Origin of the sequence: Pseudomonas sp. FP2309, assembly GCF_030687575.1 — a bacterium.
In the GTDB taxonomy this organism is placed as follows: domain Bacteria; phylum Pseudomonadota; class Gammaproteobacteria; order Pseudomonadales; family Pseudomonadaceae; genus Aquipseudomonas.
Genome location: NZ_CP117439.1, coordinates 2473328 through 2497604 on the forward strand (window position 1 = coordinate 2473328; position 24277 = coordinate 2497604).

Sequence of the window (24277 nt, forward strand, 5' to 3'; positions counted from 1 at the left end):
GAAAACACGACACGACTGATTGCAGCGCGTGCCAAGCAACGCGCTCAAATAAAAATCGATCTCATTCTTGCCCGATTTTCCGACTTGGCCGTCATGGTTAATAGAACCTCCCTTACGCAGGATTTCCCATGTCGCGCCTTGCTCGTCCCTTGCATCCACTGGCCCTGTCGGTGGCGATGGCGTTTGCCGCCTTGCCGTTGCTGAATGTCCAGACTTCCTTTGCCGCACAAAGCAGCAGCGCCTTGCGCAGCTTCCAGGTCCCGGCCGGTGACTTGAGCCAGGCGCTCAATAGCCTGGCCGAACAGGCGGGGCTGGTGTTGGCATTTGATGCAAGCTTGACTCGGGGCAAGCGCAGCAGTGGCTTGAGCGGGCAATACAACATTGACGCGGCCCTGAACCAACTGCTGGCCGGCAGCGGCCTGCAAGCCTTGAAGATCTCCGCCGACCGCTACCGCCTCAAGGCCCTCCCGGATAACGGTGGCGCCATGGAGTTGCAGGTCACCACCATCAGCGGCGCGTACCAGGCCGAGAGCCCTGTCGGGCCGGTGTCCGGTTATGTGGCGACGCGCAGTTTGTCGGGCACCAAGACCGACACCGCGTTGATCGAAACGCCGCAGTCGATCTCCATTGTGACCAAAGACCAGATGCGCGCGCAGAACGCCCAAAGCCTCAATCAGATCCTGCGCTACAGCGCCGCCGTGGTCCCGGAAACCCGTGGCGCCACAGCTTCGCGTCTGGACCAGTTGACCATCCGTGGCTTCTCGCCGGCCACCTATCTGGACGGCCTGCGTATGCCGTCAAGCCGTGACGCCTTGCCGCAAAAAGACGCCTTCGACCTGGAGCGCGTGGAGGTGCTGCGCGGCCCGGCGTCGGTGCTGTATGGGCAGGGCACGCCGAGCGGAGTGATCAACATGGTCACCAAGCGTCCATTGGACACGCCGTTTCATGAAGTGGGCGTCGAATACGGCACCTTCAACAAAAAGCGCACTACCTTCGACTTGAGCGGGCCGCTTGACGATCAGGGCGTGTATGCCTATCGGGTCGCGGGCCTGTTCGATGACGCCGACGGCCAGGTGGAACACACCGAGACCCGTCGCCAGTCGCTGTCCTCCGCGTTCACCTGGCGTCCGAACGACGCCACGTCGCTGACGTTGCTCGGGCACTTTCAGAAGGATCCCAAGGGCGCGTCCTACGGTTCGATGCCGGCCTGGGGCTCGGTGTTGCACAGCCCCACCGGGCGCAGCATCGACGTGGATTTCTACGACGGCGAAAAGAATTTCGAGAAGAGTGATCGCGAGCACTACTCCCTCGGCTATGCCTTCGAGCACCATTTCGATGAGGTGTGGACCGTGCGCCAGAACGCGCGCTATCTGCGCAGTGAGGGGCAGTACCGCAGCCTCTACAGCAACTATTTGATGGCCGATTACCGGACCATTCGCCGTTCGACCATCGCCACCGATGTGGACATGGACGCCTACACCCTCGACAACCAGGTGCAGGCCAAATTCGACACCGGCCCGTTGCAGCACACCGTGTTAATGGGCCTCGATTATCAGAACACCAGCACCGATACGCTGTCAGGGTCAGGCACCTATACGGCGGGGCCGACCCTGGACATTTTCAATCCCGTCTACGGTGCCGCCGTGCCGGTACCGGCGTACACCACCGATGGCACCTCGCGCAGCGAGCAGACCGGCGTCTACCTGCAAGAGCAGATGAAGTGGGACAAGTGGGTGCTGCTGTTGGGCGGTCGTTATGACTGGGCCAGCACTGACAGCACCACCAAGACCCTGAGCACCGGGAGCAAGAGCCAATCCTCCCTGGACAGCAAAGCCTTCACCGGCCGTATTGGCCTGGTCTACCTGTTTGATAACGGCTTGGCGCCGTATGCCAGCTATTCGGAGTCCTTCAACCCGCAATCGGGCACCGGCTATGGCGGCGCGGTGTTCAAGCCGACCGAAGGCAAGCAGTACGAAGTCGGCATCAAGTATCAGCCCCCTGGCAGCAATAGCTTTATCACGGCGGCGATCTTCGACCTGCGCCAGACCAATGTGTTGACCACTGATCCCGATCCTACCCACCTATGCGGTACCGGCCGCTGCCAGAGCCAGGACGGCGAAGTACAGTCCCGTGGTTTTGAGCTGGAAGGCAAAGCCAGCCTCAACGACAACCTGGATATCACGGCGGCCTACGCTTACCTGGACAACCGCATCAGCAAGTCCAACAACACGGTGCGCTATGCCCCCATCAGCGATATCGGTGTAGGTCCGGCCATCAACGCCGAGGGCACCACGACCTACGCGGTACCGCGCCACACGGCGTCTGCGTGGGCCGACTACACCTTCCACGACGGCACGCTCAAAGGCTTTGGTGCCGGCGCCGGTGCACGTTATGTCGGTTCTTCCTGGGGCGATACGGCCAACACGCTGAAGGTGCCGGGTTACACCCTGTTCGATGCGGCGGTGCACTACGACATCAAGCATCTGCTAAACCCCCAGGACAACCTGCGCCTGGCGCTGAACGCCACTAACCTGGCGAACAAAGAATACGTGGCCTCGTGCTACTCGTACTCCTGGTGCTGGTATGGCTCGCAACGCACGGTGCAGGCGAGTGCGACGTACCAGTGGTAACCGTAGGGAGTGATAAGGCAATTTAATGGCCCCTTTGTAACAAAATCCTCGCCAGAATCGCGTTTATTTTCAGGTGGTTAGGTGAGGATGCAAATGCGCACTGTTGGAATCATGCTGATCGCCTGCTCCCTGGCCGGCGGCGCGGCTGCCGTGCAGGCACGGGAGTTGCGCGACGGTGACAAGTACATGTGCAGTTGGGGTGCCGGTACTGCCGCCAGGGCCCAGGAACTCAAGCTGTCGGGCGTGTCGTTGTACGCCGCGCGGCAGAAGATCCAGACCATCAAGTTCAACAAATCGTGGATGCGCATGATGGCCATGGGCATCACCGAGCAGACCTACGACAGCCGTTCACGACTCAAACCCGAGGCGATCCGCCAGAGTTTCTATCAGGACTGCGTGCGCTATAAAGTGGCGCGTAAATAGCGCTTGGTTGTATTCAATATCCCTTATTTATAAGTGGGCATATAACAGCGAGTCGCACCAAAAAGTGGCACTTATAACCGTCTCGACCTTAAAAAACATGTGGTTATTGAAGGACTTACGGCCCTTTTAATCCGACGAAAGGATTAAAATAATCTTGTTACAGATTTTGACACTGGTTAATATAGCCCGGCGTTCACCTCCCACGGTTTATGCATTTTTAAATCCCAAGTTTCCATCAGCTACTTGGGATTTTTTTTGCCCGCGATTTGACCTTCGCCGCTGAGGGCCTGGACAGCATCCGTTGCATCTCAAGCCCAGTTGGCGAATCGCGCAACCAATTCAACGCCATGTGCCGGGGCTGCGCGGCGCTCGGTCAGCCGTTGACGGTGTGGGTTGGCGCATCGGTCGCGCCGTAATAGCGCCAGCAGCAATGTCGGTGTTCGGGCACGATCACACAGCCGCTGAGGCTGGCGATCAACAGGGCGGCAACCCAGAGGGACAGGCGACGGGACATGGTATTTCCTCTTAGTGTGTGCGACGTCACTCCTTGAACGCGGCCCCTGGGTAAATCCGTCGCGATCCTTTCAAACCTTTCATCAAGTCGCGCCAACAGCTACGCAATACTGGCCTCGACCCCCTCCTGAAAAAAACCAAATGCCGTCGCGACGGATTTTCCGTCGCGTGCCGTTCAACCCATCAACAGCGTGCATGGGTGCACGCCGATGAAGGAGTTGCCATGAGACTGCGCTATGCCTTGCTTGCTCCGCTGGCCTTTGCAGCGTTTGTCAGCACCCCGACGTTTGCCCAGACCGAAATCATCATCCGCCAGGCGCCTCCGCCGCCGCGGGTGGAAATGGTCCCGGTCGAACGGCCCGGCTACGCCTGGGACCAAGGCCATTGGCGCTGGGAAGGGCGCGGTTATGGCTGGGTGCCTGGCCACTGGCAGCCGGTGCGGCGCAACGCGCGTTGGGAGCCGGGTCACTGGGAAGCCCATGGCCCCAACTGGTACTGGCGTGAAGGGCATTGGATCCGCTGATTTTTTGGAATCGCTCGATTGAAAGACACTGATCCGGACGTTGAGCTGCTGGCGCGCATCGGCAACAACGAACCTGCCGCCGTTAATGAAATGGTGGCGCGCAAGCTGCCGCGTTTGCTTGCGCTCGCCAGTCGCCTGCTGGGCGACGCCGACGAGGCCAGGGATGTGGCACAGGAAAGCTTCCTGCGCATCTGGCGTCACGCCGCCAATTGGCGCAGCGGCGAAGCGCGCTTCGACACTTGGTTGCACCGAGTGGCGCTCAACCTGTGCCACGACCGTTTACGCCGGCGTAAAGAGCGCCCTTTGGACGATAACGCTGTGCTTGAACTGGCGGACACTGCGCCCTCAGCCGATGAAACGCTCGAAGCCGCCGAACGCAGCGCACGCATGGCCGCTGCGTTGGCGGCACTGCCCGAGCGCCAGCGCGAAGCCATTGTGTTGCAGTACTACCAGGAGCTGTCGAACATTGACGCCGCGGCCCTGATGAATATCAGCGTCGAGGCACTGGAGAGCCTGCTGTCGCGGGCCCGACGCCAATTGCGCAACAGACTTGCCGACACACCCGGGCTTGCCCGCCCAGGAAGGGGAACACCATGACACCCGAACGCTTTGCCTGCCTGGCCGATGCCTACGGCGCCGATCTGCGACGTTGGCCCGTCGCCGAGCGCGGTGCGGCCCAGGCCTTGTTGGACGCCGGCCACCCCCAGGCGCGGGAGGCCCTGGCGCAGGCGGGGTGGCTCGATGCGCAACTGGACAGCCATCAAGCGCCCTTCGCCGACCCGGCACTGGCGCGGCAGATTCGCCGGTCAGCGCCCTTGCGCCGCTCGTTTTGGTCGCGCTATGCCAACTGGTTATCGCCGGTCGGTCTGGTGGGCGTGGGTATTGCCGGTGTCGTCACGGGCATGTTGGTGATGTCCCTGAACATGCCGTTGCCGAGCGCGTTGTCCGAGGGGCTGCCCAGTGTCTTCGATCAGGGCGATGCGCAGGTCGTATTCAGTGTCAATGCAGAGGAAGCCGAACAATGACCACCAGACCCCTCAAACCGTGGCTGTTGGTATCGGTGTTGCTCAACGTGTTTTTAATCGGCGGGGTAGGCGGTGGCCTTTATCACTGGAAGGCCAATACGCCAACGGCTGAAGCGGTGGTCAACCAGCACGGGCTGCGCCAGGCCATGTTCAAGCTGCCGCCGGAGCGGCGCCGCGAGTTGCGCCAACTGCTGCGGCATAACCGCGCCGACAGCCAGCCGCTGGTAATGGCGGGGCGTGAGGCGCGCATGGGCGTGATCAGACAACTGCAGGCGCCGACCCTGGACCGCGACGTGCTGGTGGCCGAACTGGCCAAGGCGCGCGAGGCGGACGCGGCGCTCAGGGCTTTGGTGGATTCGACGTTGGCGCAGTTTGCCAGCGGCTTGCCCTGGGATGAGCGGCAAAAACTGGTGGAGGCGTTGTACGTGCGCGGGCCGGCGAAAGGCAAAGCCGGGCCGGCGCGTGAAACGGCGCATTGAGCGGCGAAAATCCCCCAGCGCCGAACTCGGCACGGCACGTGTGGCGAGGGCTCAGGGTTAATCCCCCAGCTCTGTGGTCGGGATTGATCCAGGACAAGAACCGCGGGCTGCCATAGGCACACACTCTGCGCAACGTTGAGTGAGGAGCCATGGCATGCAGGTACTGGATCGGCGCAAGGCAATGTCGATTACCCCGTTGTTTCGTTTGGCCTTCCGGCCTTTTTTTCTCGGTGCATGCCTGTTGGCGGTACTGGCCATTGCGTTGTGGTTGCTGGCCCTGGGTGGCGCCACCGGCAGTTGGCAGCCGGCGGGCGGTTGGCTGGCATGGCATCGGCATGAACTGCTGTTCGGCTTTGGCGTGGCGGTGATCGCCGGGTTCCTGCTTACGGCGGTGCAGACCTGGACCGGTCGCCCCGGCCTCAGCGGTACGCCTCTGGCGCTGCTGGCCGCGCTTTGGCTGGCGGCGCGCCTGGGTTGGCTGACGAACCTGCCATTGCCGTTGCTCGCGGTACTTGAGCTGAGCTTCCCGTTGGCCGTGGCCGGGGTGATGGGCTGGACACTGTGGCAAGTGCGGCAAACCCGTAACTACCCGATTGTCTTGGTGTTGGCGCTGCTGGCCGTGGCCGATGGCATTTCGCTGTATGGGCTGTGGCGCCAGGACGAAGGCTGGCAGCGCCAGTCGGTGCTTACCGGGTTGTGGCTGGTGGCGGCGATGATGGGCCTGATCGGCGGCCGGGTAATTCCGTTTTTCACTGCGCGCGGACTGGGCCGCAACGCTGCGGTAAGTCCCTGGCCGTGGCTCGACCGCCTGTTGCTGGGCGGGGCGATCCTGGTGGCGCTTGCCTGTGCCGCAGGGGGCGCGGCAGCACCCAGCCTTGGCTTGGGGGCCTTGTTCGCCGCCCTTGGCCTCGGCCATCTGCTGCGGCTGGCGCGCTGGCATGATCGTGGCTTGTGGCGCGTGCCGCTGCTGTGGTCGCTGCACCTGGCGTATGCCTGGCTGGCCCTGGCCTGTCTGGGCATGGCGTTGTGGCACTTCGGTGTGCCGCTCAACCCGAGCCTGGCGGTGCATGCGCTCACAGTGGGCGCGATGGGCGGCTTGATCCTGGCGATGATCGCGCGGGTCAGCCTGGGCCATACCGGTCGTCCCTTGCAGTCGCCGGGTGGCATGACTCTGGCCTTTGCGCTGCTGAACCTGGCGTGTGTGTGCCGGGTGTTACTGGTACTGGTGTGGCCCGTGACGGCGTTGTGGCTGGCGGGGCTGTGCTGGTCAGTCGGGTTGGGCCTGTATCTGTGGCGCTACGGGCCGATGTTGTGGCGGGCCCGCGTCGACGGCCACCCCGGTTAGGAGGACGCCCATGTATTCAGGGTTGTTGATCGTGCACCTGCTGGCGGCTATCGCCTTTATCGGCACGCTGTTTTTCGAGGTGGTGATTTGGCACAGCGCCCGTGAAGAGTTGGTCTGGTCCGCGCAGTTCATGTCCGAGCAGGCGATTGCGCGGCGTTCACGCCGGGTGCTGCATGGCGTGGTGGTGGTGCTGTATGGCGCCGGCATCGGCCTGGCCTGGCACTACTGGAGCATGCCTTGGACCGGCAGATTCGCGCTGCTGCTGGGCCTGAAAATCACCCTGGCCCTGAGCATCATCGGCCATTACCTGTTGCTGGCGTACCTGCTGAACCACAAACGCCTGAGCCCCAAACGGGCGCTATGGATCCGTCGCAGCATCCTGGCGCACATGGTGCTGATCGTGATCCTGGCCAAATCCTTGTGGTAGGTGGCCGTGCGGCGTCATGCCGCGGGCGAGTGTTGATCGTGGTCAAGGGCTGACGCGCCGCCAGTTCCCACACTGTGGCGAACTTTCCGGAGGACCGCGTCATGCCCTTGTCTCTTGCGCAACTGCGCCGCAACTACACCCTCTATGGCTTGCGGGACGACCTGGTGCAGGACGATCCCCTGGTGCTGTTTGGCCAGTGGCTCGATCAGGCACGCAAGACCGAAGTGCCCCCGGCCGAGGCCAATAGCATGGCCCTGGCCACGGTCGACCGTGACGGGCATGCCCATTGCCGCATTCTCTTGCTCAAGGGCTTCAGCGCCGACGGGTTTTTCTTCTTTGGCCATTATCAGAGTGCCAAAGGCCAAGAGCTGGCGAGCAATCCCCACGCGGCCATGACGTTTTTCTGGCCAGGGCTTGAGCGCCAGGTGCGCATCGAAGGCCCGGTGGCGCGGGCGGATGGCGAACTGTCGGACGACTATTTCGATGCGCGTCCCGCCGCCAGCAGGTTGGGCGCCTGGGCGTCACCGCAAAGCCAGCCACTGGGCCATCGCAGCGAGCTGGAAAGCCGCTTGCGCGAGGTCACCGAGCGTTTCGCCGGTCGCCAGCCGCCACGTCCCGAGCACTGGGGCGGTTACTGCCTGCAACCGCACCGCATCGAGTTCTGGCAAGGCCGACCTGACCGTCTGCACGACCGTCTTGACTACCGCCTGCACAACGGTCAATGGCAGCGCACGCGACTGGCCCCCTAACGGTATACCTCCACCGAGGAATAGGCCCTGCGCCCTTTGCAGCGCAGGCTGAGCGCTTCTTTGAATCCTGGAGCCTTGATCATGGCCCATCTGACCCGACGCGAGTTTGTCTCGCTGAACATCGCGGTGCTGACCATCAGCGACACCCGCACCTACGACACCGACACCTCAGGACAAACCCTGGTGGACCGCGTGCAAGACGCCGGACACTGGCTGATCGACCGCGGCATCGTGATGGACGACATCTACCAGATCCGCGCACGCGCCTCGCAGTGGATCGCCGACCCCCGCGTGCAGGTGGTATTGATGACCGGCGGCACCGGGTTCACCCCGCGCGACAACACTCCGCAAGCCGTGCTGCCGTTGCTGGACAAGCAGGTGGACGGCTTTGGCGAGCTGTTCCGCCAGGTGTCCCTGGTCGAAATCGGCATGTCGACCTTGCAGTCGCGTGCGCTGGCCGGCATCAGCAACGGCGTGCTGGTGTGCTGCATGCCAGGCTCGCCGGGAGCCTGTCGCACCGCCTGGGACCAGATCCTGCTCAGCCAGTTGGACAGCCGCACCGGCCCTTGCAACTTCGTGCCGCACCTCAAGCCCCAGCTGGATCAAACACTCAGCGCCTGCGAGGCACGCCCATGAACGTCTGCGACAGCGGTGACTTGCTGCCGGTCGAACAGGCCATCGACCAGCTGTTGGCCCAGGCCCCGTCGCCACCGTCCACCGAGGTGGTGCCTTTGGCTCAGGCGCTGGGCCGGGTGACTGCCGAGGAGGTGTTTTCGCCCCTTGATCTACCGGGTTGGGACAACAGCGCCATGGATGGCTATGCCCTGCGCGCCTTCGATGTGCCGGAGCAGGGCGGCTATCTGGTGCTGGCCGGGCGCATTGCCGCCGGGCAGTGCAGCGATGTGCCGTTGCTGGCCGGGCAAACCGTGCGGATTTTTACCGGTGCGCCACTGCCGCCCGGCGCCGACAGCGTGGTGCCCCAGGAGCGCTGCCGGGTATACGGCGAGCGTATCTGGTGCCCACCGTTGCGCCTGGGCGAGCACGTGCGCAAACGCGGCGAAGAGCTGCAACGCGGCCAGCGCGTCATGAGCGCCGGCAAACGCTTGCGCGCCCAGGATATTGGCCTGCTGGCGGCGGCGGGCATCCCCCGGGTCAAGGTCTACCGGCCACTGCGGGTGTGCCTGCTCAGCAGCGGCGACGAACTGCGTGAACCCGGCGAGCCGCTGGCGCGAGGGCAGATCTACAACAGCAACCGTCATCTGGTCGCGGCCTTGCTGCGCGGCTGGGGCGTCGAGGTGCTCGACTACGGCGTGATGGCCGACGCCCTGGCGACCAGCCGCGATGCGCTGCTGTTGGCGTCTTCCGAATGCGACCTGCTGCTGACCACCGGCGGGGTGTCGGTGGGCGAGGAGGACCACCTCAAACAGGCGATCCAGGCACTGGGCAGTGTGGCGTTCTGGCGCCTGGCGATTCAGCCCGGCAAGCCCCTGGCCTTTGGTGCGGTGGCCGGCAAACCCTGGATTGGTCTGCCGGGCAACCCCAGCGCCGCGCTGGTCACGGCGATGGTGGTGGTGCGGCCGTTTCTGTTGCGTGCCCAAGGCGCCGAGCGCGTGCTGCCAGTGCCGATCAGCGTGGTGGCCGGTTTTGAATGGCTCAAGCCCAACAAACGTCGCCAGTACCTGCGCGCGCGCTTGAACCCCGGCGTGGATGGGCAACTGCGCGCGGTCCTGCACCCCCAGCAAAGCTCGGCGATGCTCACGGCGGCCTGTTGGGCCGACGGCCTGGTGATCGTCGAACGCGAGCAGCAAGTGCTCAAGGGCGCGCCGGTGCCATTTCTATCATTTGCCGATTTTGCATAAGGAGTCGTCATGCAACTGGTCTGCCCGGCAGGTAACCTGCCCGCCCTCAAAGCCGCGGTGCGCCAAGGCGCCGATGCGGTGTACGTGGGGTTTCGCGATGACACCAATGCCCGGCATTTCACCGGGCTGAACATGGACGACAAGCAGTTCGATGCGGCCGTCGCTCATATCCGCCAGCACCAGCGCAAGCTGTATGTGGCGGTCAATACCTACCCGCAGCCGAAGATCTGGTCGCGTTGGCAACGCGCCGTGGATCGCGCCGCTGACCATGGCGTGGACGCGCTGATCGCCGCCGACCCCGGTGTGCTGGGCTACGCCGCCGCGCGTCATCCGCAGATGGCCTTGCACCTGTCGGTGCAGGGCTCGGCCACCCATGCGACGGCGCTTAAGTTCTACGCCGAGCGCTACGGTATTCGCCGTGCGGTGTTGCCGCGGGTGTTATCCCTGGCGCAGGTCCGGCAGGTCGCGGCGAGCAGCCCGGTGCCGATTGAAGTGTTTGGCTTCGGCAGCCTGTGCATCATGGCCGAAGGGCGTTGTCACCTGTCGTCCTATATCACTGGTGAGTCGCCCAACCTGTGTGGCGTGTGTTCACCGGCCAAGGCGGTGCGCTGGAGCGACGACGCCGACGGCCTCAGTGCGCGCCTGAGTGAAGTGCTGATCGACCGCTACACCCCCGATGAACCTGCGGGTTACCCGACCCTGTGCAAGGGGCGTTTCCTGGTGGGCGGCAAGCGTTTCCACGCGCTGGAAGAGCCCACCAGCCTCGACACCCTGGACCTGCTGCCCGAACTCAGCGCCATTGGCGTGGCAGCGGTGAAAATCGAAGGCCGCCAGCGCAGCCCGGCCTACGTGGAACAAGTCACCCGTGTGTGGCGCGCGGCGCTCGACGCTTACCGCAGCGCCCCGGCCAGTTTTGTGGTGCAGGCGCCATGGCGGCAGGTGCTCGCCGGGCTTTCCGAAGGCAGCCAGACCACCCTGGGTGCCTACCACCGTGCATGGCAGTGAGGAATTACCTATGAAACTCAGCCTCGGACCGGTGCTGTTTTATTGGGACAAGGAACATCTGGGACGCTTCTACGCCGACATGGCCGGCTTGCCCCTGGACGTGATTTACCTGGGCGAAACCGTGTGCTCAAAGCGCCGTGCGTTTTCCCTCGATCATTGGCTGGGCCTGGGCCGTGAATTGCAGGCGTGCAGCTCGGCGCAGATCGTGCTGTCGAGCCTGACCCTGATCGAAGCCGCTTCGGAACTCTCCAGCCTGCGGCGCCTGTGCGACAACGGTGAGTTTTGGGTGGAAGCCAACGACATGGGCGCGGTACAGCTGCTGATCGAACGCAACCTGCCGTTCGTCGGCGGGCCGGCACTCAACCTCTATAACGGTCACGCCCTGGTGCAACTGCTCGATGCCGGCCTGCAACGATGGGTGCCGCCGGTGGAGTGCTCCCACGCGCTGATCGCCGATGTACTGGAGCAAGTGGGCAAGTTGGGCCGACCGCTGCCCGAGGTGGAAATCTTCGCCTATGGCCATCTGCCCCTGGCCTATTCGGCGCGCTGCTTTACCGCCCGCGCGGAAAACCGGCCCAAGGATGACTGCCGGTTCTGTTGCCTCAACTACCCCGACGGCATGGCCTTGAGCAGCCAGGAGGGGCAGCCACTGTTCACCTTGAATGGCGTACAAACCCTGTCGGCCGAAGTCACCAACTTGCTCGCCGATTACCCCGCGTTGGTCAGTGGCGGCGCCGACCTGCTGCGCCTGAGCCCACGGGCCGAAGGTATGGCCGAGGTGGTGCGCGCCTTCGACCAGGTGCGCCACGGCGCCACGCCACCGCTGTTTGTCGAAGGATGCAACGGCTACTGGCACGGTCAGGCCGGCATGTTGCGGGTCGAGGAGGTGGGCCTTTGCTGAAGCGTAAAGCGTGGCTGCTCAAGAGCGCCGACCGTGTGCTGCCGCTGATTCGCCGTGTGCCGTTCGCGGTGCAACGCCTGGCCCTGCAGCAGGCGCTCAACCATTGCCTGGCCGAACCCTTGCGCGATGGCGGCTTTGACCTGCTGCGTGGGCGTTGGCTGTGTTTGCGTATCCCTGACCTGGGCTTGTGCTGGTACCTGACGCTCGCGCGGGACGGCTTGCGCATTGCGCAGCAGGCCACGGCTCAGGTGACGATCAGCGGCAATTGGCGCGAGTTCCTGTTGCTGGCCAGTCGGCAGGAAGACCCGGACACCTTGTTCTTCCGTCGGCGCCTGGTGATTGAGGGGGACACGGAACTGGGGTTGGGAGTGAAGAACTTGATCGATAGCCTTGACCCTGACGTGTTGCCTGGCTGGTTGTGGCGCGGTCTGGAGCGGGCAGGGCGGGGCCTGGCAGTCTGACGGCGTGAAGCCCGCCGCCGCGTTCGTCAAATCCTTTGTCGAACGGCAGAAGGCAAAGCGCGGCGCCCGGGGCTAGAGGCGGCGCAGAAAGGACTTGACGATGTGCCGGGTGGCGTCGGTGGTCTCCAGTTGGTCCAGGGCGCCATAGGCGTGCCATTGACAGTCGACGATTTCGTTGCACGGGCGCGCGTCGTCGATATTGATCACCGAGGCCTCGAACACGTGATGCAGCGTGTCGCGCGCTTTCAGCTCCTGCAGGTACAGCAGCCCGTCGACGTTCAATCCGGTTTCTTCTTCCAGCTCGCGTTCGGCGGCGCCCACCGGACGTTCGTCGCGTTCGACCTTGCCGCCCGGCAAGGCCCATTTCGATCTGGCCTTGCGCACGAAGAGGATATGCCCCTCGTGTTCGCAAATGACCGTTGCCCTGATTTTCATCGTCTGTGCCCCCGCAGCGGGATGAGTGTCACAAAAGTGTAATGCAATTGTCATGCTAAGTGGTTATGGCGCGTCGACGTGGGGATGTGGATACTGCCTGACTGATGAAAACGCACGAGGACAACAGATGAACACCGTACGCTGGGGGATGATCGGCTGTGGCAGTGTCACTGAGTTAAAGAGTGGACCCGCTTTCTACAAAGCGCCAGGTTCGGCCCTGGTGGCCGTGATGGGGCGCCGTGAAGCGGCGGTGCGCGATTATGCGGCACGCCACGGTATCTCGCGCTTTTACACCGATGCCCAAGCCCTGATAGACGACCCGCAGGTGGACGCGGTGTACATCGCCACACCGCCCGACAGCCACTTGGAATACAGCCTCATGGTGGCTGCGGCCGGCAAGCATTGCTGCGTCGAGAAACCCATGGCGCTGAACGCCGAGCAGAGCGCCTTGATGCAACGCACGTTCGAGCGTGCCGGGCTGCACCTGTTCGTGTCCTATTACCGGCGTTCGCTGCCACGTTTTCAGCAAGTGCGCGACTGGCTGCGGGACGGGCGCATCGGCGAGCTGCGCCACCTCACCTGGACCTTGTGCAAACCGCCGGGCGCCGACGATGCCAGCGCCGCCAACTGGCGTACCGATCCGCAAATTGCCGGCGGCGGCTATTTTGCCGACCTGGCCAGCCATGGTTTTGACCTGTTCCAGTACCTGGCCGGGGACATCGTTGAAGTCTCGGGTTTTACCGCGCGCCAGGCCGGGCGCTATGCCGCTGAAGATGCGGTGACCGCCTGCTGGACGTTCAGCAGCGGCGCACTCGGCATGGGCTGCTGGAATTTCGTCGCGGATCGGCGCGAGGATCGGGTCGAGTTGGTCGGCAGTCGAGGGCGCATCCAATTCTCGGTCTTCGAAGACCAGCCGCTGTACCTCGAAGGCGAGACCGCTGAAGTGCTCGACGTGCCCTGCCACGCGCATATCCAATGGCACCACGTGTTGGCCATGAACGCGCATATCCGGGGTGAGGCCGAGCATCCGTCGCTGGCGATCGAGGCACTGAAGACCGATCGGATCCTCGACAAGGTGCTGCAACGTAACCCCTTTCATCCCGGTTAGTCGTGATTGACTGGTTTTTTTTTCAAGGAATAAACGGATGAAGTACTGGATCGCGTTGTGGCTGGTCATCGCCACCAGCGCCATGGCTGCCCCGCGTCAGCAAGGCACGCCAGGGCAATTTGATTTTTATGTGCTGTCGTTGTCATGGTCGCCGACGTTTTGCCTGACGCACCCCAACAACGAACAGTGCTCGGGCAAGGGCTACGGTTTTGTGCTGCACGGTTTGTGGCCGCAGTACGCGCGGGGCGGCTGGCCGGCGTCGTGTGATGCTCAGTCGCGCTTGTCGCCTGAGGCCCTGGACAAGGGCGCAGCGCTGTTCCCCACCCGTTCACTGCTCAAGCATGAATGGGCCAAGCACGGCACCTGCAGCGGACTTGAGCCGCTGGCATACCTTGAAAAAACTGATGCAGCGCTGGGGGCGGTGGTGATTCCGCAGCAGTTGCAGCCGTTCAACACGCCGCCGTCGCTGCCTGCGCGTGAGATCGAGGCGCTGTTTCGCCAGAGCAACCCGCGCATGGGCAACCACGGCCTGGCGGTGATCTGCAAAGGCAAAGTGTTGTCGGAGGTGCGCGTGTGCCTGACCAAAGACCTGGCCTTCGCCGGCTGCCCGCGCAGCGTGAAGACCCAGTGCCGCGAGGGCGATATCCGCATTCCCGCGCAGCGTTAAGGCGTTAGGGCCTCGGTGCTGGCGCCATCCACCAACTGCTGGAACAGCGGCGTCAGCAGGTCGATCAACACCTGGGGATCGGCCTTGACCAGCGCAGACACTTCCAGCGTCTGGCGCATCACCTGGAAGCCCGATACCAGCGCCATGATCAGCGCCGCGCGTTCTTCGTGGTGCTGCCCCTCGAGCGCTGCCGCCACGGTTGCCTGGGGACCTTTCTCAAGTTCCGCGCGGCCGATGATTGCCGCGCGTTTGCTCGACGCCGAGCGCAGCAAGATCAGCAAACCGTTCAGCGGCAAATCGCCGGTTTCGGTGAGACTGACCAGTGCCGTGGCAAGGGTGCGTCCCAAATTGTGCGCGCTGAGGGTGCCTGGCGCTACGCGCGCCGGGCCGACCATGCAGTCGGCGAGCACTTCGGTGAACAGCTGCTCCCTTGAGTCGAAGTAGCGGTTGATGAGCGTGGCCGTGACCCCCGCGCCAGCGGCGATTTCACTCAGGTCGGCAGCTTCATAGCCCGATTGGGCAAACACCTTGCGCGCAGACAACAAAATCGCTTCGCGGCTGACGGCGGCATCGCGTCGTCTTGGGATCGGGTTGGGCATTGGCATCCTGATGGGGCTGGAAATGGAAAGCGCGCCACCGCGGCGCGCCGACAGAGTACAGGGAGTGGCGATCGGCCGAGGGTGATTTTGTTCAATACCGGTTTGGCCGGGCCTTATACCGTGGAGCCCTCAGTAGGCATCATCATAAAAAGGGAACCGCAATGAGCTCTATCATTTCCATGGCCGCGTTCGCGTTGGCCACTTCCATCACGCCGGGACCGGTCAACGTGGTGGCGCTGAGTTCCGGCGCACGCTTCGGTTTTGTCGCCAGCCAGAAACACGTGGTCGGCGCCGCCGTGGGGTTTACCCTGTTGCTGGTGCTGATCGGCCTGGGCCTGCATGAGGTGCTGGTGCGCTGGCCCGTCCTGACCCAAGTGATCCAGTGGGGCGGGATCGCCTTTTTGCTGTATATGGCCTGGAAACTGGCGACGGACAACGGCCAGTTGGACGCTGATGGCAGTGCCACCGCGCCATCGATGCTCTACGGCGCCGTCATGCAGTGGCTCAACCCCAAGGCCTGGCTGGCCTGCGTGGCGGGGATGGGCTTATTTGCCGCCGATGGCGACGCGGGTCAAGTGTGGCTGTTTGCGAGCCTCTATCTGGTGATCTGCTACTTGTCGGTGGCCTGCTGGGCCTACGCCGGGACCTTTCTGCGACGCTACCTGAGCAACCCCCGGGGGGTGCGTCTGTTCAACCGCTCAATGGCCGCGTTGCTGGTGGCCAGTGTGGGTTATTTACTGATGGCTTGAGCCAATCGCGGTACTGCCCCGGCGTGGCGGCGAAATGGTGTTTGAAGGTGCGCTGGAAGTGCGCCTGGTCGGCGAAACCGGCCGCCAGGGCCACGTCGGCGATCAGCTCGCCCTGGCGCAATTGGCTGCGGGCAAACTGGATGCGCCGATTGACCAGGAAGGCATGGGGCGTTAGCCCGTAATACTGCTTGAACGCGCGGATCAGATATGACGGCGACAGCTCTGCGGCCAGGCAAATGTCATCCAGCTTCAGGGCCTCGGTGCAGTGTTCGTGGATGTAGTCGGCGGCCCGTTCCAGCTTGTGGTTGACCTCGCGCAGGGGCGCGGGCGAGGGGTTGAGGCGCTGCTGCACTCCACTGAAATAACTCACCAGTGCGCTTTGTTTTTGCAGAAGTTCGGCGCGTTCATCCACCAATAGCCGGTACAGCTGCAGCAACCCACGGTACAGCACCGGGTCGCGGGTGTGGGGGGTAGTGAACGGCCGGTAACCCTGGTCGGTGCTGAAGCCCAACTGGTACTGCAGGTCGGTCAGCCAGGGCGTGTCGAGGTAGAGCATGTGGTAGGACCAATGCGCATTTTCGATGGGGTTGCAGGCATGCACATCGCCAGGATTCATCAGCACCACGGTGCCGGCGCTGATCTCAAAGGTCTGCGTACCGTAGTGGTAATAACTGCGCCCGGCGGTGATCGCCCCGATGGAAAAATGCTCGTGGGCATGCCGGGTGTACGTGACCTTGCGCCCGTCGGCGATGGTGCGGGCTTCGATAAAGGCCAGGGCAGGATCACGCCAGAACAGCGGTGCGGTCGCGGCGGTCATGGGCAGGCGCTCCCAGCGCGGTGATTGGATGTGTCGGGGAGCAGCCTTATACAAAAACCGCAATTGTTCAAGCTTCAGCGTTGCGCAAGCGCCGGGCGTCGTGCCGTCTCGATTCCTGCAAGTGCGTGGCTTGTGTCAGCCACGCGCGCAGGGGTGGCGCAAGCGGACCCTAAGCCGGCACCAGGAAAGCGGCCTCCAGCAACTGGCGGGTGTAGGCGTGCTGTGGCGCGGCAAAAATCTGCCGTGCATCGCCTTGTTCCACCACTTGCCCGTGCTTGACCACCATCAGTTGGTGACTCAATGCCTTCACTACCGCGAGGTCATGGCTGATAAACAGGTAGGTCAGGTTGTATTTGGCCTGCAGGCTGCGCAGCAATTCCACGACCTGGCGTTGCACCGTGCGGTCCAGTGCCGAGGTGGGTTCATCGAGCAGGATCAGGCGTGGCTTGAGGACCAGGGCGCGGGCGATGGCGATGCGCTGGCGCTGACCGCCCGAGAACTCGTGGGGGTAGCGATGGCGGGACTCGGGGTCCAACCCCACTTCCTTGAGCGCGGCGATGATCGCCGCTTCCTGCTCGGCCGGGGTGCCCATCTTGTGGATGCGCAGGCCTTCGCCGACGATCTCGCTGACGCACATGCGCGGGCTGAGGCTGCCGAAGGGGTCCTGGAACACCACCTGCATTTCCCGGCGCAGGGGGCGTACCTGTTGCTGCGTCAGGCGGTCCAGTTGCTGGCCTTCGAAGCGAATCGCGCCTTTGCTGGCAATCAGGCGCAAAATCGCCAGGCCCAGGGTGGATTTGCCCGAGCCGCTTTCGCCGACGATACCCAGGGTCTGGCCCTGGGGCAGGCTGAAATTGATGCCATCGACCGCCTTGACGTAATCGACGGTGCTGCGCAAAAAGCCCTTCTTGATCGGGAACCACACTTTCAGGTCATCGACCTCCAGCAGCGGCCGTCCCACCGGATTGCCGGCCGGGCCACCGCTGGGTTCGGCCGCCAACAGTTCCTGGGTGTAGGGGTGTTGCGGCGCCTGGAACAAAGTCTCACAGTCCGCCTGCTCGACGATGCAGCCTTGCTGCATCACGCACACCCGATGAGCGATGCGTCGCACCAGGTTCAGGTCATGGCTGATCAACAGCAGTGCCATGCCCAGGCGTGCCTGAAGCTCCTTGAGCAGCTCCAGAATTTTCAACTGCACGGTGACGTCGAGGGCGGTGGTCGGTTCATCGGCGATCAACAGCTCCGGCTCGTTGGCCAGGGCCATGGCGATCATCACCCGCTGGCGCTGGCCGCCGGACAGCTCATGGGGCAGGGCCTTGAGGCGTTTATGCGGTTCGGGGATGCCGACCAGTTCGAGCAGTTCCAGGGTGCGCCGGGTGGCGTCCTTGCCGGTGAGGCCCTTGTGCAGACCCAGCACTTCGTTGATCTGCTTCTCGATGGAGTGCAGGGGGTTCAACGAGGTCATCGGCTCCTGAAAGATCATCGCGATACGGTTACCGCGAATATGACGCAGGTTTTTTTCCTTGAGAGTCAGCAGGTCTTGCCCGGCGTACTCAATGGTGCCGCTCGGATGCCGCGCCAGCGGGTAGGGCAGCAGGCGCAGGATCGAGTGGGCAGTCACCGATTTGCCGGAACCGCTTTCGCCAACCAGGGCCAGGGTTTCGCCGCGCTTGATATCGAAGCTGACGTTGTTGACCACGCGGTGGTGATGCTCGCCGGTGACGAACTCGACGCTGAGGTCGCGGATTTCGATCAGATTGTCCTGATTCATCTCATTTCCTCGGGTCGAAGGCATCGCGAGCGGACTCGCCGATAAACACCAGCAAACTCAACATGATCGCCAGCACGGCAAAGGCACTCATGCCCAGCCACGGTGCTTGCAGGTTGGACTTGCCCTGGGCCACCAGCTCGCCCAGCGACGGTGAACCCGCCGGCAGGCCGAAGCCTAAGAAGTCCAGGGCGGTGAGGGTGCCGATGGCGCCGGTGAGAATGAACGGCATGAAGGTCATGGTCGAGACCATCGCGTTAGGCAGGATATGCCGGAACATGATCGCGCCGTTCTGCATCCCCAGGGCCCTGGCCGCACGCACGTATTCGAGGTTGCGCCCACGCAGGAACTCGGCGCGCACCACGTCCACCAGGCTCATCCACGAGAACAGCAGCATGATTCCCAGCAGCCACCAGAAATTGGGCTGCACGAAGCTGGCGAGAATGATCAGCAGGTACAGCACCGGCAACCCGGACCAGATCTCCAGGAAGCGTTGCCCGGCCAAATCGACCCAGCCGCCATAGAAGCCCTGCAGGGCCCCGGCGATCACGCCGATGATCGAACTGAGCACGGTCAGCGTCAGGGCAAACAACACCGACACACGAAACCCGTAGATGACCCGCGCGAGCACATCGCGGCCCTGGTCGTCGGTGCCCAGCAGGTTCACCGAAGACGGCGGCGCGGGGGCCGGCAGTTTCAGGTCGTAGTTGATGCTCTGGTAGCTGAACGGGATCGGCGCCCATAACGTCCAGGCGTCTTTGGCCTTGAGCAGCTCACGGATGTACGGACTTTTGTAGTTGGCCTCCAGGGGGAACTCGCCGCCAAAGGTGGTTTCCGGGTAGCGCTTGAGCGCCGGGAAATACCAGCCGCCGTCGTAGTGCACCGCCAGCGGTTTGTCGTTGGCGATCAACTCGGCGCCCAGGCTCAGTACAAACAGCACCAGGAACAGCCACAGCGACCACCAGCCACGCTTGTTCGCCTTGAACCGCTCGAATCGGCGGCGATTGAGGGGGGACAGGTTCATCTCAATGCTCCCGGCTGGCGAAGTCGATCCGCGGATCGACCAGGGTGTAGGTGAGGTCACCGATCAGTTTTACGATCAGCCCCAGCAGGGTGAAGATAAACAGCGTACCGAACACCACCGGGTAGTCGCGGTTGATCGCCGCTTCAAAGCTCATCAGGCCCAGGCCATCAAGGGAGAAAATCACTTCCACCAGCAACGAGCCGGTGAAGAAGATGCCGATGAAGGCCGATGGGAAGCCGGCGATCACCAGCAGCATGGCGTTACGGAACACATGACCGTAGAGCACGCGGTGGTTGGTCAGGCCCTTGGCCTTGGCGGTGACCACGTACTGTTTGTTGATCTCATCGAGAAAGCTGTTTTTGGTGAGCAGGGTCATGGTGGCGAAGTTACCGATCACCAGCGCGGTGATCGGCAGCGCCAAGTGCCAGAAGTAGTCGAGGATCTTGCCGCCCCAGCTCAACTCGTCGAAGTTGTTGGAGGTGAGCCCGCGCAACGGGAACCAGTCGAAATAACTGCCGCCGGCAAACACCACGATCAGCAGGATGGCGAACAGAAAGGCCGGGATCGCATAGCCGACGATGATCGCCGAGCTGGTCCACACATCGAAGTGGCTGCCGTGGCGCGTGGCCTTGGCGATGCCCAGCGGGATCGACACCAGGTACATGATCAGCGTGCTCCATAACCCGAGGGAGATGGACACCGGCATTTTCTCCTTGATCAGGTCGATGACCTTGGCGTCACGGAAAAAACTGTCGCCAAAATCCAGCCGGGCGTAGTTCTTGACCATGATCCACAGGCGTTCCGGCGCTGATTTGTCGAAGCCGTACATCTTTTCGATTTCCTTGATCAGCGCCGGGTCCAGGCCCTGGGCGCCGCGGTAGCTGGAGCCGGCCACCGCCACTTCGGCACCGCCGCCGGCAATGCGGCTGGTGGCGCCGTCAAAGCCTTCGAGCTTGGCGATCATCTGCTCCACGGGCCCACCGGGGGCGGCCTGGATGATGATGAAATTGATCAGCAAAATCCCGAACAGGGTGGGGATGATCAGCAACAGACGGCGAACAATATAGGCCAGCATTTAATCGCCTCCGCTCGCCGGATCGGCGCTCGTTTGAGTGTCCGGGGCCACGGCCGGAGGTACGTTGGGTTTGCTCCACCAAGTGGAGATGCCGACGTCGTACAGCGGTGACACTTTGGGATGGCCCAGGTTGTTCCAGTAGGCCACGCGGAAGGTTTTGATGTGCCAGTTGGGGATCACGTAGTAGCCAAATTGCAGCACGCGATCCAGGGATTTGGCGTGTGCGATCAGGCTGGCGCGGGTGTCGGAATCAATCAGTTGCTCCACCAACTCATCGACGGCCGGATCTTTCAGACCCATGTAATTGCGGCTGCCAGGCTTGTCGGCGCTGGTGGATTTCCAGAACTCACGCTGCTCATTACCCGGCGAAGAGGATTGCGGGAAACTGCCCACCAGCATGTCGAAATCCCGCGAACGCAGGCGGGTGACGAATTGGGACACGTCCACCCGGCGTATCACCAGGTCGATGCCCAAGTCCGCCAGGTTGCGCTTGAACGGCAGCAGAATGCGTTCGAACTCGGTCTGGGCCAGCAGGAATTCGATGGTTACCGGTTTGCCGGTGGTGTCGACCATCTTGTCGTCAACGATCCTCCATCCGGCTTCCTGCAGCAGTTGGTAAGCCTCGCGCTGCTGAGTGCGGATCATGCCGCTGCCGTCGGTTTTGGCCGGCTCGAAGGCTTCTGTAAACACTTGGGGCGGGATTTTGTCGCGCAGCGGTTCGAGAATTTTCAGCTCATCCGGCCCGGGCAAGCCGGTGGCGGCCATGTCGGAGTTTTCGAAATAGCTGCGGGTGCGGGTGTACGCACCGTTGAACAGTTGCTTGTTGCTCCACTCGAAGTCGAGCAACAGGCTGATGGCCTTGCGCACCCGCACATCCTGGAACATGGGCTTGCGCAGGTTGAACACAAAGCCCTGCATGCCGGTGGGGTTGCCGTTGGGGATCTCTTCCTTGATCAGTCGGCCCTGCACGACGGCGGGCACGTTATAGGCATTTGCCCAGTTCTTCGCGCTGAACTCCGCCCAATAGTCGAACTGCCCGGCCTTGAGGGCTTCGAGTGCAACGGTGGCGTCGCGGTAATAATCGGTCACGCGCCGATCGAAGTTGTACAGTCCTTTGTTGATCGGCAGGTCCTTGCCCCAGTAATCCTTGACCCGCTCGTAGCTCACCGAGCGCCCGGCCTTGACCTCGGCGACGCGGTAAGGGCCGCTGCCCAACGGAATCTCCAGGTTGCCCTTGCTGAAGTCGCGGGTGGCCCACCAGTGTTTGGGCAGTACCGGTAATTGGCCGAGGATCAGCGGCAATTCGCGATTGTTGGTGCGCTTGAACTTGAACAGCACCCGCAGCGGGTCTTCGGCAATCACTTCGTCGACATCGGCGTAGTAGGTGCGGTAGAGCGGGGTGCCGTCCTTGATCAAGGTCTGGAAGCTGAACACCACGTCGTCGGCCCGCATGGGGTGGCCGTCGTGGAAACGCGCCTCGGGCCGCAGATAAAAGCGCACCCAGCTGTTGTCCGGGGCCTTTTCGATCTTGCCGGCCACCAGGCCGTATTCGGTAAACGGCTCATCCAGGCTTTGGGTGGCCAGGGTGTCGTAGATCAGGCCGATATTGTCGGCGGGTACGCCTTTGCTGATAAATGGGTTGAAGCTGTCAAAGCCGGACAGGCTCGATTCGCGGAACGTGCCGCCCTTGGGGGCGTCCGGGTTGACGTAGTCGGTGTGCTTGAAATTGGCCGGGTATTTGGGCGGCTCGTTGTACAGGGTCAGCGCATGCTGCGGTGCCGCCTGGGCTGCGCTGCACAGCAACAGGCCGGCAAACAGTGAAGTACGCAAATACATCATTGGGCTTTCTCCGAAGCTTTCAGCCACCATGCGCTCAGGCCCAGGCTGTAGGGCGGCGTGGTGACAAAGGCGAACCGGTTGCGGTACGCCAAGCGATGATAGTTGAGGTACCAGTTGGGAATGCTGTAGTGCTGCCACAGCAGCACCCGGTCCAGTGCGCGGCCGGCAGCCAGCTGTTCTTCGCGGGTCTGGGCCGCGAGCAGTTGCTCGAGCAGGTGATCGACGATGGGGTTGGCGATGCCTGCGTAGTTTTTACTGCCCTTGATCGCGGCCTGGCTGGAGTGGAAGTACTGCCACTGTTCAAGGCCGGGGCTCAAGGTCTGGTTGAGGGTGATCAGGATCATGTCGAAGTCGAACTGATCCAGGCGCTGCTTGTACTGAGCACGGTCGACGGTGCGCAAGCGTGCGTCGATGCCGATGCTGATCAGGTTCTCGACATAGGGCTGCAGGATGCGCTCCAAGTTCGGGTTGACCAGCAATATTTCGAAGCGCAGCGGCTGGCCGTCTTTGTTGAGCAAGCGCTGCCCGGAGAGTGTCCAGCCGGCTTCACCCAGCAGGGCCAGCGCGCGGCGCATGGTCGCGCGGGGGATGCCGCGACCGTCGGTCTGGGGCAGGCTGAATGCCTGGGTGAACAGGTTGGCCGGCAACTGCTCGCGGTACGGCGAGAGCATCAGCCACTCACGGCCCACCGGTACGCCGGTCGCGGCGAACTCGCTGTTGGGGTAGTAGCTCAAGGTGCGTTTGTAGGCGTTGCTGAACAGGGTGCGGTTGGTCCACTCGAAGTCGAACATCAGCCCCAGTGCTTCGCGCACCTTTGTTTGGCTGAAGGCCGGCCGCCGGGTGTTCATGAACAGGCCCTGGCTCTGCGTCGGAATCTGGTGGGCAATCTGTGCCTTGATCACCTCGCCACGGTTTATCGCCGGGAAGTTGTAGCCATTGGCCCAGTTCTTGGCCTGGTGCTCGATGTAGATGTCGAATTCACCGGCCTTGAAGGCTTCAAACGCTACGTCGCTGTCGCGGTAGAACTCCACCTCGACCTTGTTGTAGTTATAGAAGCCCTGGTTGACCGGCAGGTCCTTGCCCCAGTAATCCTTGACGCGCTCGAACACCAATTGGCGCCCAGGGGTGACCTTGCTGATGCGGTAGGGCCCGCTGCCCAGCGGCGGTTCGAAGGTGGTGGCCTTGAAATCGCGGTTTTTCCAATAGTGCTGGGGTAACACGGGCAGTTCGCCCAGGCGCAGGATCAGCAACGGGTTGCCGGCGCGCTTGAAGACGAAGCGGATACGGTGGCGATTGAGCACATCCACCCGCGCCACTTCCTGCAAGTTGGTGCGGTACTGCGGATGGCCTTCGGTCAGCAGGGTGCGGTAGGAAAATGCCACGTCATAGGCGGTGATCGGCTTGCCGTCGTGAAACCGCGCCTGCGGTCGCAGATTGAATACCACCCAACTGCGATCTTCGCTGTATTCCACCGATTGGGCGATCAGCCCGTAGCTGGAGGTCGGCTCATCACCGGAGGGCGCGTACTGGCCAGTGCCGACCATGAGCGGCTCATTGAGCTCATTGACGCCGTATTGCAGGAAATTGGGGGTGGAAACCGGGCTCGAACCCTTGAAGGTATAAGGGTTCAGGGTATCGAAGGTGCCAAATGCCATAACCCGCAATGTTCCGCCTTTCGGCGCTGCAGGGTTTACCCAGTCGAAGTGGGTGAATTTGGCCGGGTACTTGAGCACGCCGAACTGCGTATAACCGTGGCTCTCGGTTATCGTCGCGTTAGCGGAAAAGCTCAAGACCAGACTTATTAGTAGAAGGAGGGGACGCTTCAAGTCAGAGATCCGATCCAGGCGGCTTGGGCT

At 62.7% G+C, this 24277-nt stretch carries 26 protein-coding genes; 17 read left to right on the forward strand and 9 right to left on the reverse strand.

The window, feature by feature from the left end; translation table 11 throughout:
• Positions 1-128 precede the first annotated feature (128 nt).
• A complete protein-coding gene (locus PSH59_RS11300; RefSeq protein ID WP_305395070.1) occupies positions 129-2630 on the forward strand; it encodes a TonB-dependent siderophore receptor in 2502 nt (833 codons plus the stop codon).
• Positions 2631-2723: 93 nt separating this feature from the next.
• Positions 2724-3053 carry a hypothetical protein gene (locus tag PSH59_RS11305; protein WP_248082632.1) on the forward strand — a complete coding sequence of 110 codons (330 nt, stop codon included), beginning with the start codon at positions 2724-2726 and terminating at the stop codon, positions 3051-3053.
• Between the two features lie 373 nt (positions 3054-3426).
• Here PSH59_RS11305 and PSH59_RS11310 read toward each other — a convergent pair whose 3' ends face one another.
• Positions 3427-3567, reverse strand: a complete 141-nt coding sequence (locus PSH59_RS11310) for a hypothetical protein (protein ID WP_248082630.1) — start codon at positions 3565-3567, stop codon at positions 3427-3429.
• A gap of 222 nt (positions 3568-3789) precedes the next feature.
• Between PSH59_RS11310 and PSH59_RS11315 the strand changes: the two genes are divergently transcribed.
• From PSH59_RS11315 to PSH59_RS11370, 12 genes are all read left to right on the forward strand, one after another.
• Positions 3790-4089 carry a YXWGXW repeat-containing protein gene (locus PSH59_RS11315; protein ID WP_248082628.1) on the forward strand — a complete coding sequence of 100 codons (300 nt, stop codon included), beginning with the start codon at positions 3790-3792 and terminating at the stop codon, positions 4087-4089.
• A gap of 18 nt (positions 4090-4107) precedes the next feature.
• Positions 4108-4686, forward strand: a complete 579-nt coding sequence (locus PSH59_RS11320) for an RNA polymerase sigma factor (protein WP_248082626.1) — start codon at positions 4108-4110, stop codon at positions 4684-4686.
• Positions 4683-5114 (forward strand): hypothetical protein, encoded by a 432-nt coding sequence (locus PSH59_RS11325; protein ID WP_305395071.1) that lies wholly within the window; start codon positions 4683-4685, stop codon positions 5112-5114. Before PSH59_RS11320 ends, PSH59_RS11325 begins: the two co-directional genes overlap by 4 nt.
• A complete protein-coding gene (locus PSH59_RS11330) occupies positions 5111-5593 on the forward strand; it encodes a periplasmic heavy metal sensor (RefSeq protein WP_248082622.1) in 483 nt (160 codons plus the stop codon). The genes PSH59_RS11325 and PSH59_RS11330 overlap by 4 nt, the downstream gene beginning before the upstream one ends.
• 154 nt (positions 5594-5747) lie before the next feature.
• The gene (locus tag PSH59_RS11335) at positions 5748-6938 is read left to right on the forward strand and encodes an NnrS family protein (protein WP_305395072.1); all 1191 of its coding nucleotides are present in this window, start codon (positions 5748-5750) and stop codon (positions 6936-6938) included.
• Positions 6939-6948: 10 nt separating this feature from the next.
• Positions 6949-7365, forward strand: coding sequence for a hypothetical protein (locus PSH59_RS11340; protein WP_305395073.1), 417 nt, complete (start codon positions 6949-6951; stop codon positions 7363-7365).
• Between the two features lie 101 nt (positions 7366-7466).
• Positions 7467-8114 (forward strand): pyridoxamine 5'-phosphate oxidase, encoded by a 648-nt coding sequence (pdxH, locus tag PSH59_RS11345; protein WP_305395074.1) that lies wholly within the window; start codon positions 7467-7469, stop codon positions 8112-8114.
• Between the two features lie 81 nt (positions 8115-8195).
• Positions 8196-8750: a molybdenum cofactor biosynthesis protein B gene (moaB, locus tag PSH59_RS11350; protein WP_305395075.1), complete on the forward strand. Its 555-nt coding sequence runs from the start codon at positions 8196-8198 to the stop codon at positions 8748-8750.
• Entirely contained in the window at positions 8747-9973 is a 1227-nt protein-coding gene (gene glp, locus PSH59_RS11355; protein WP_305395076.1) for a gephyrin-like molybdotransferase Glp, read from the forward strand. The genes moaB and glp overlap by 4 nt, the downstream gene beginning before the upstream one ends.
• Positions 9974-9982: 9 nt before the next feature.
• The gene (locus PSH59_RS11360; protein WP_248082603.1) at positions 9983-10978 is read left to right on the forward strand and encodes a peptidase U32 family protein; all 996 of its coding nucleotides are present in this window, start codon (positions 9983-9985) and stop codon (positions 10976-10978) included.
• A gap of 10 nt (positions 10979-10988) precedes the next feature.
• A complete protein-coding gene (locus PSH59_RS11365; RefSeq protein ID WP_248082601.1) occupies positions 10989-11879 on the forward strand; it encodes a U32 family peptidase in 891 nt (296 codons plus the stop codon).
• The gene (locus tag PSH59_RS11370; protein ID WP_248082599.1) at positions 11873-12340 is read left to right on the forward strand and encodes an SCP2 domain-containing protein; all 468 of its coding nucleotides are present in this window, start codon (positions 11873-11875) and stop codon (positions 12338-12340) included. Before PSH59_RS11365 ends, PSH59_RS11370 begins: the two co-directional genes overlap by 7 nt.
• A gap of 72 nt (positions 12341-12412) precedes the next feature.
• Here PSH59_RS11370 and PSH59_RS11375 read toward each other — a convergent pair whose 3' ends face one another.
• Positions 12413-12775 carry an NUDIX hydrolase gene (locus tag PSH59_RS11375; RefSeq protein WP_305395077.1) on the reverse strand — a complete coding sequence of 121 codons (363 nt, stop codon included), beginning with the start codon at positions 12773-12775 and terminating at the stop codon, positions 12413-12415.
• A 127-nt stretch (positions 12776-12902) separates the two neighbouring features.
• On the opposite strand from PSH59_RS11375, the gene PSH59_RS11380 reads away from it, so the two are divergent.
• Entirely contained in the window at positions 12903-13883 is a 981-nt protein-coding gene (locus PSH59_RS11380) for a Gfo/Idh/MocA family protein (protein WP_305395078.1), read from the forward strand.
• A gap of 37 nt (positions 13884-13920) precedes the next feature.
• Positions 13921-14550 carry a ribonuclease T2 gene (locus tag PSH59_RS11385; RefSeq protein ID WP_248082592.1) on the forward strand — a complete coding sequence of 210 codons (630 nt, stop codon included), beginning with the start codon at positions 13921-13923 and terminating at the stop codon, positions 14548-14550.
• Here the strand turns inward: PSH59_RS11385 and PSH59_RS11390 are convergent.
• Complete coding sequence (locus PSH59_RS11390) at positions 14547-15149, reverse strand: TetR/AcrR family transcriptional regulator (protein ID WP_248082590.1); 603 nt, start codon at positions 15147-15149, stop codon at positions 14547-14549. The genes PSH59_RS11385 and PSH59_RS11390 overlap by 4 nt on opposite strands.
• Before the next feature lie 161 nt (positions 15150-15310).
• Here PSH59_RS11390 and PSH59_RS11395 point away from each other — a divergent pair, with 161 nt between their 5' ends.
• Positions 15311-15898, forward strand: a complete 588-nt coding sequence (locus PSH59_RS11395) for a LysE family translocator (RefSeq protein ID WP_305395079.1) — start codon at positions 15311-15313, stop codon at positions 15896-15898.
• On the opposite strand, the gene PSH59_RS11400 is transcribed toward PSH59_RS11395, so the two are convergent.
• From PSH59_RS11400 to PSH59_RS11425, 6 genes are all read right to left on the reverse strand, one after another.
• Positions 15840-16715, reverse strand: coding sequence for an AraC family transcriptional regulator (locus PSH59_RS11400; RefSeq protein ID WP_305395080.1), 876 nt, complete (start codon positions 16713-16715; stop codon positions 15840-15842). The two genes, PSH59_RS11395 and PSH59_RS11400, sit on opposite strands and share 59 nt — an antisense overlap.
• A 169-nt stretch (positions 16716-16884) precedes the next feature.
• Positions 16885-18486 carry an ABC transporter ATP-binding protein gene (locus PSH59_RS11405; RefSeq protein ID WP_305395081.1) on the reverse strand — a complete coding sequence of 534 codons (1602 nt, stop codon included), beginning with the start codon at positions 18484-18486 and terminating at the stop codon, positions 16885-16887.
• 1 nt (position 18487) lies between these two features.
• The gene (locus PSH59_RS11410) at positions 18488-19507 is read right to left on the reverse strand and encodes an ABC transporter permease (protein ID WP_305395082.1); all 1020 of its coding nucleotides are present in this window, start codon (positions 19505-19507) and stop codon (positions 18488-18490) included.
• Between the two features lies 1 nt (position 19508).
• Positions 19509-20582 carry a microcin C ABC transporter permease YejB gene (locus PSH59_RS11415; RefSeq protein WP_305395083.1) on the reverse strand — a complete coding sequence of 358 codons (1074 nt, stop codon included), beginning with the start codon at positions 20580-20582 and terminating at the stop codon, positions 19509-19511.
• A complete protein-coding gene (locus PSH59_RS11420) occupies positions 20583-22421 on the reverse strand; it encodes an extracellular solute-binding protein (protein ID WP_305395084.1) in 1839 nt (612 codons plus the stop codon).
• On the reverse strand, positions 22418-24247 hold the full coding sequence (locus tag PSH59_RS11425) for an extracellular solute-binding protein (protein ID WP_248082577.1): 1830 nt from the start codon (positions 24245-24247) through the stop codon (positions 22418-22420). The genes PSH59_RS11420 and PSH59_RS11425 overlap by 4 nt, the downstream gene beginning before the upstream one ends.
• Between the last annotated feature and the right edge of the window lie 30 nt (positions 24248-24277).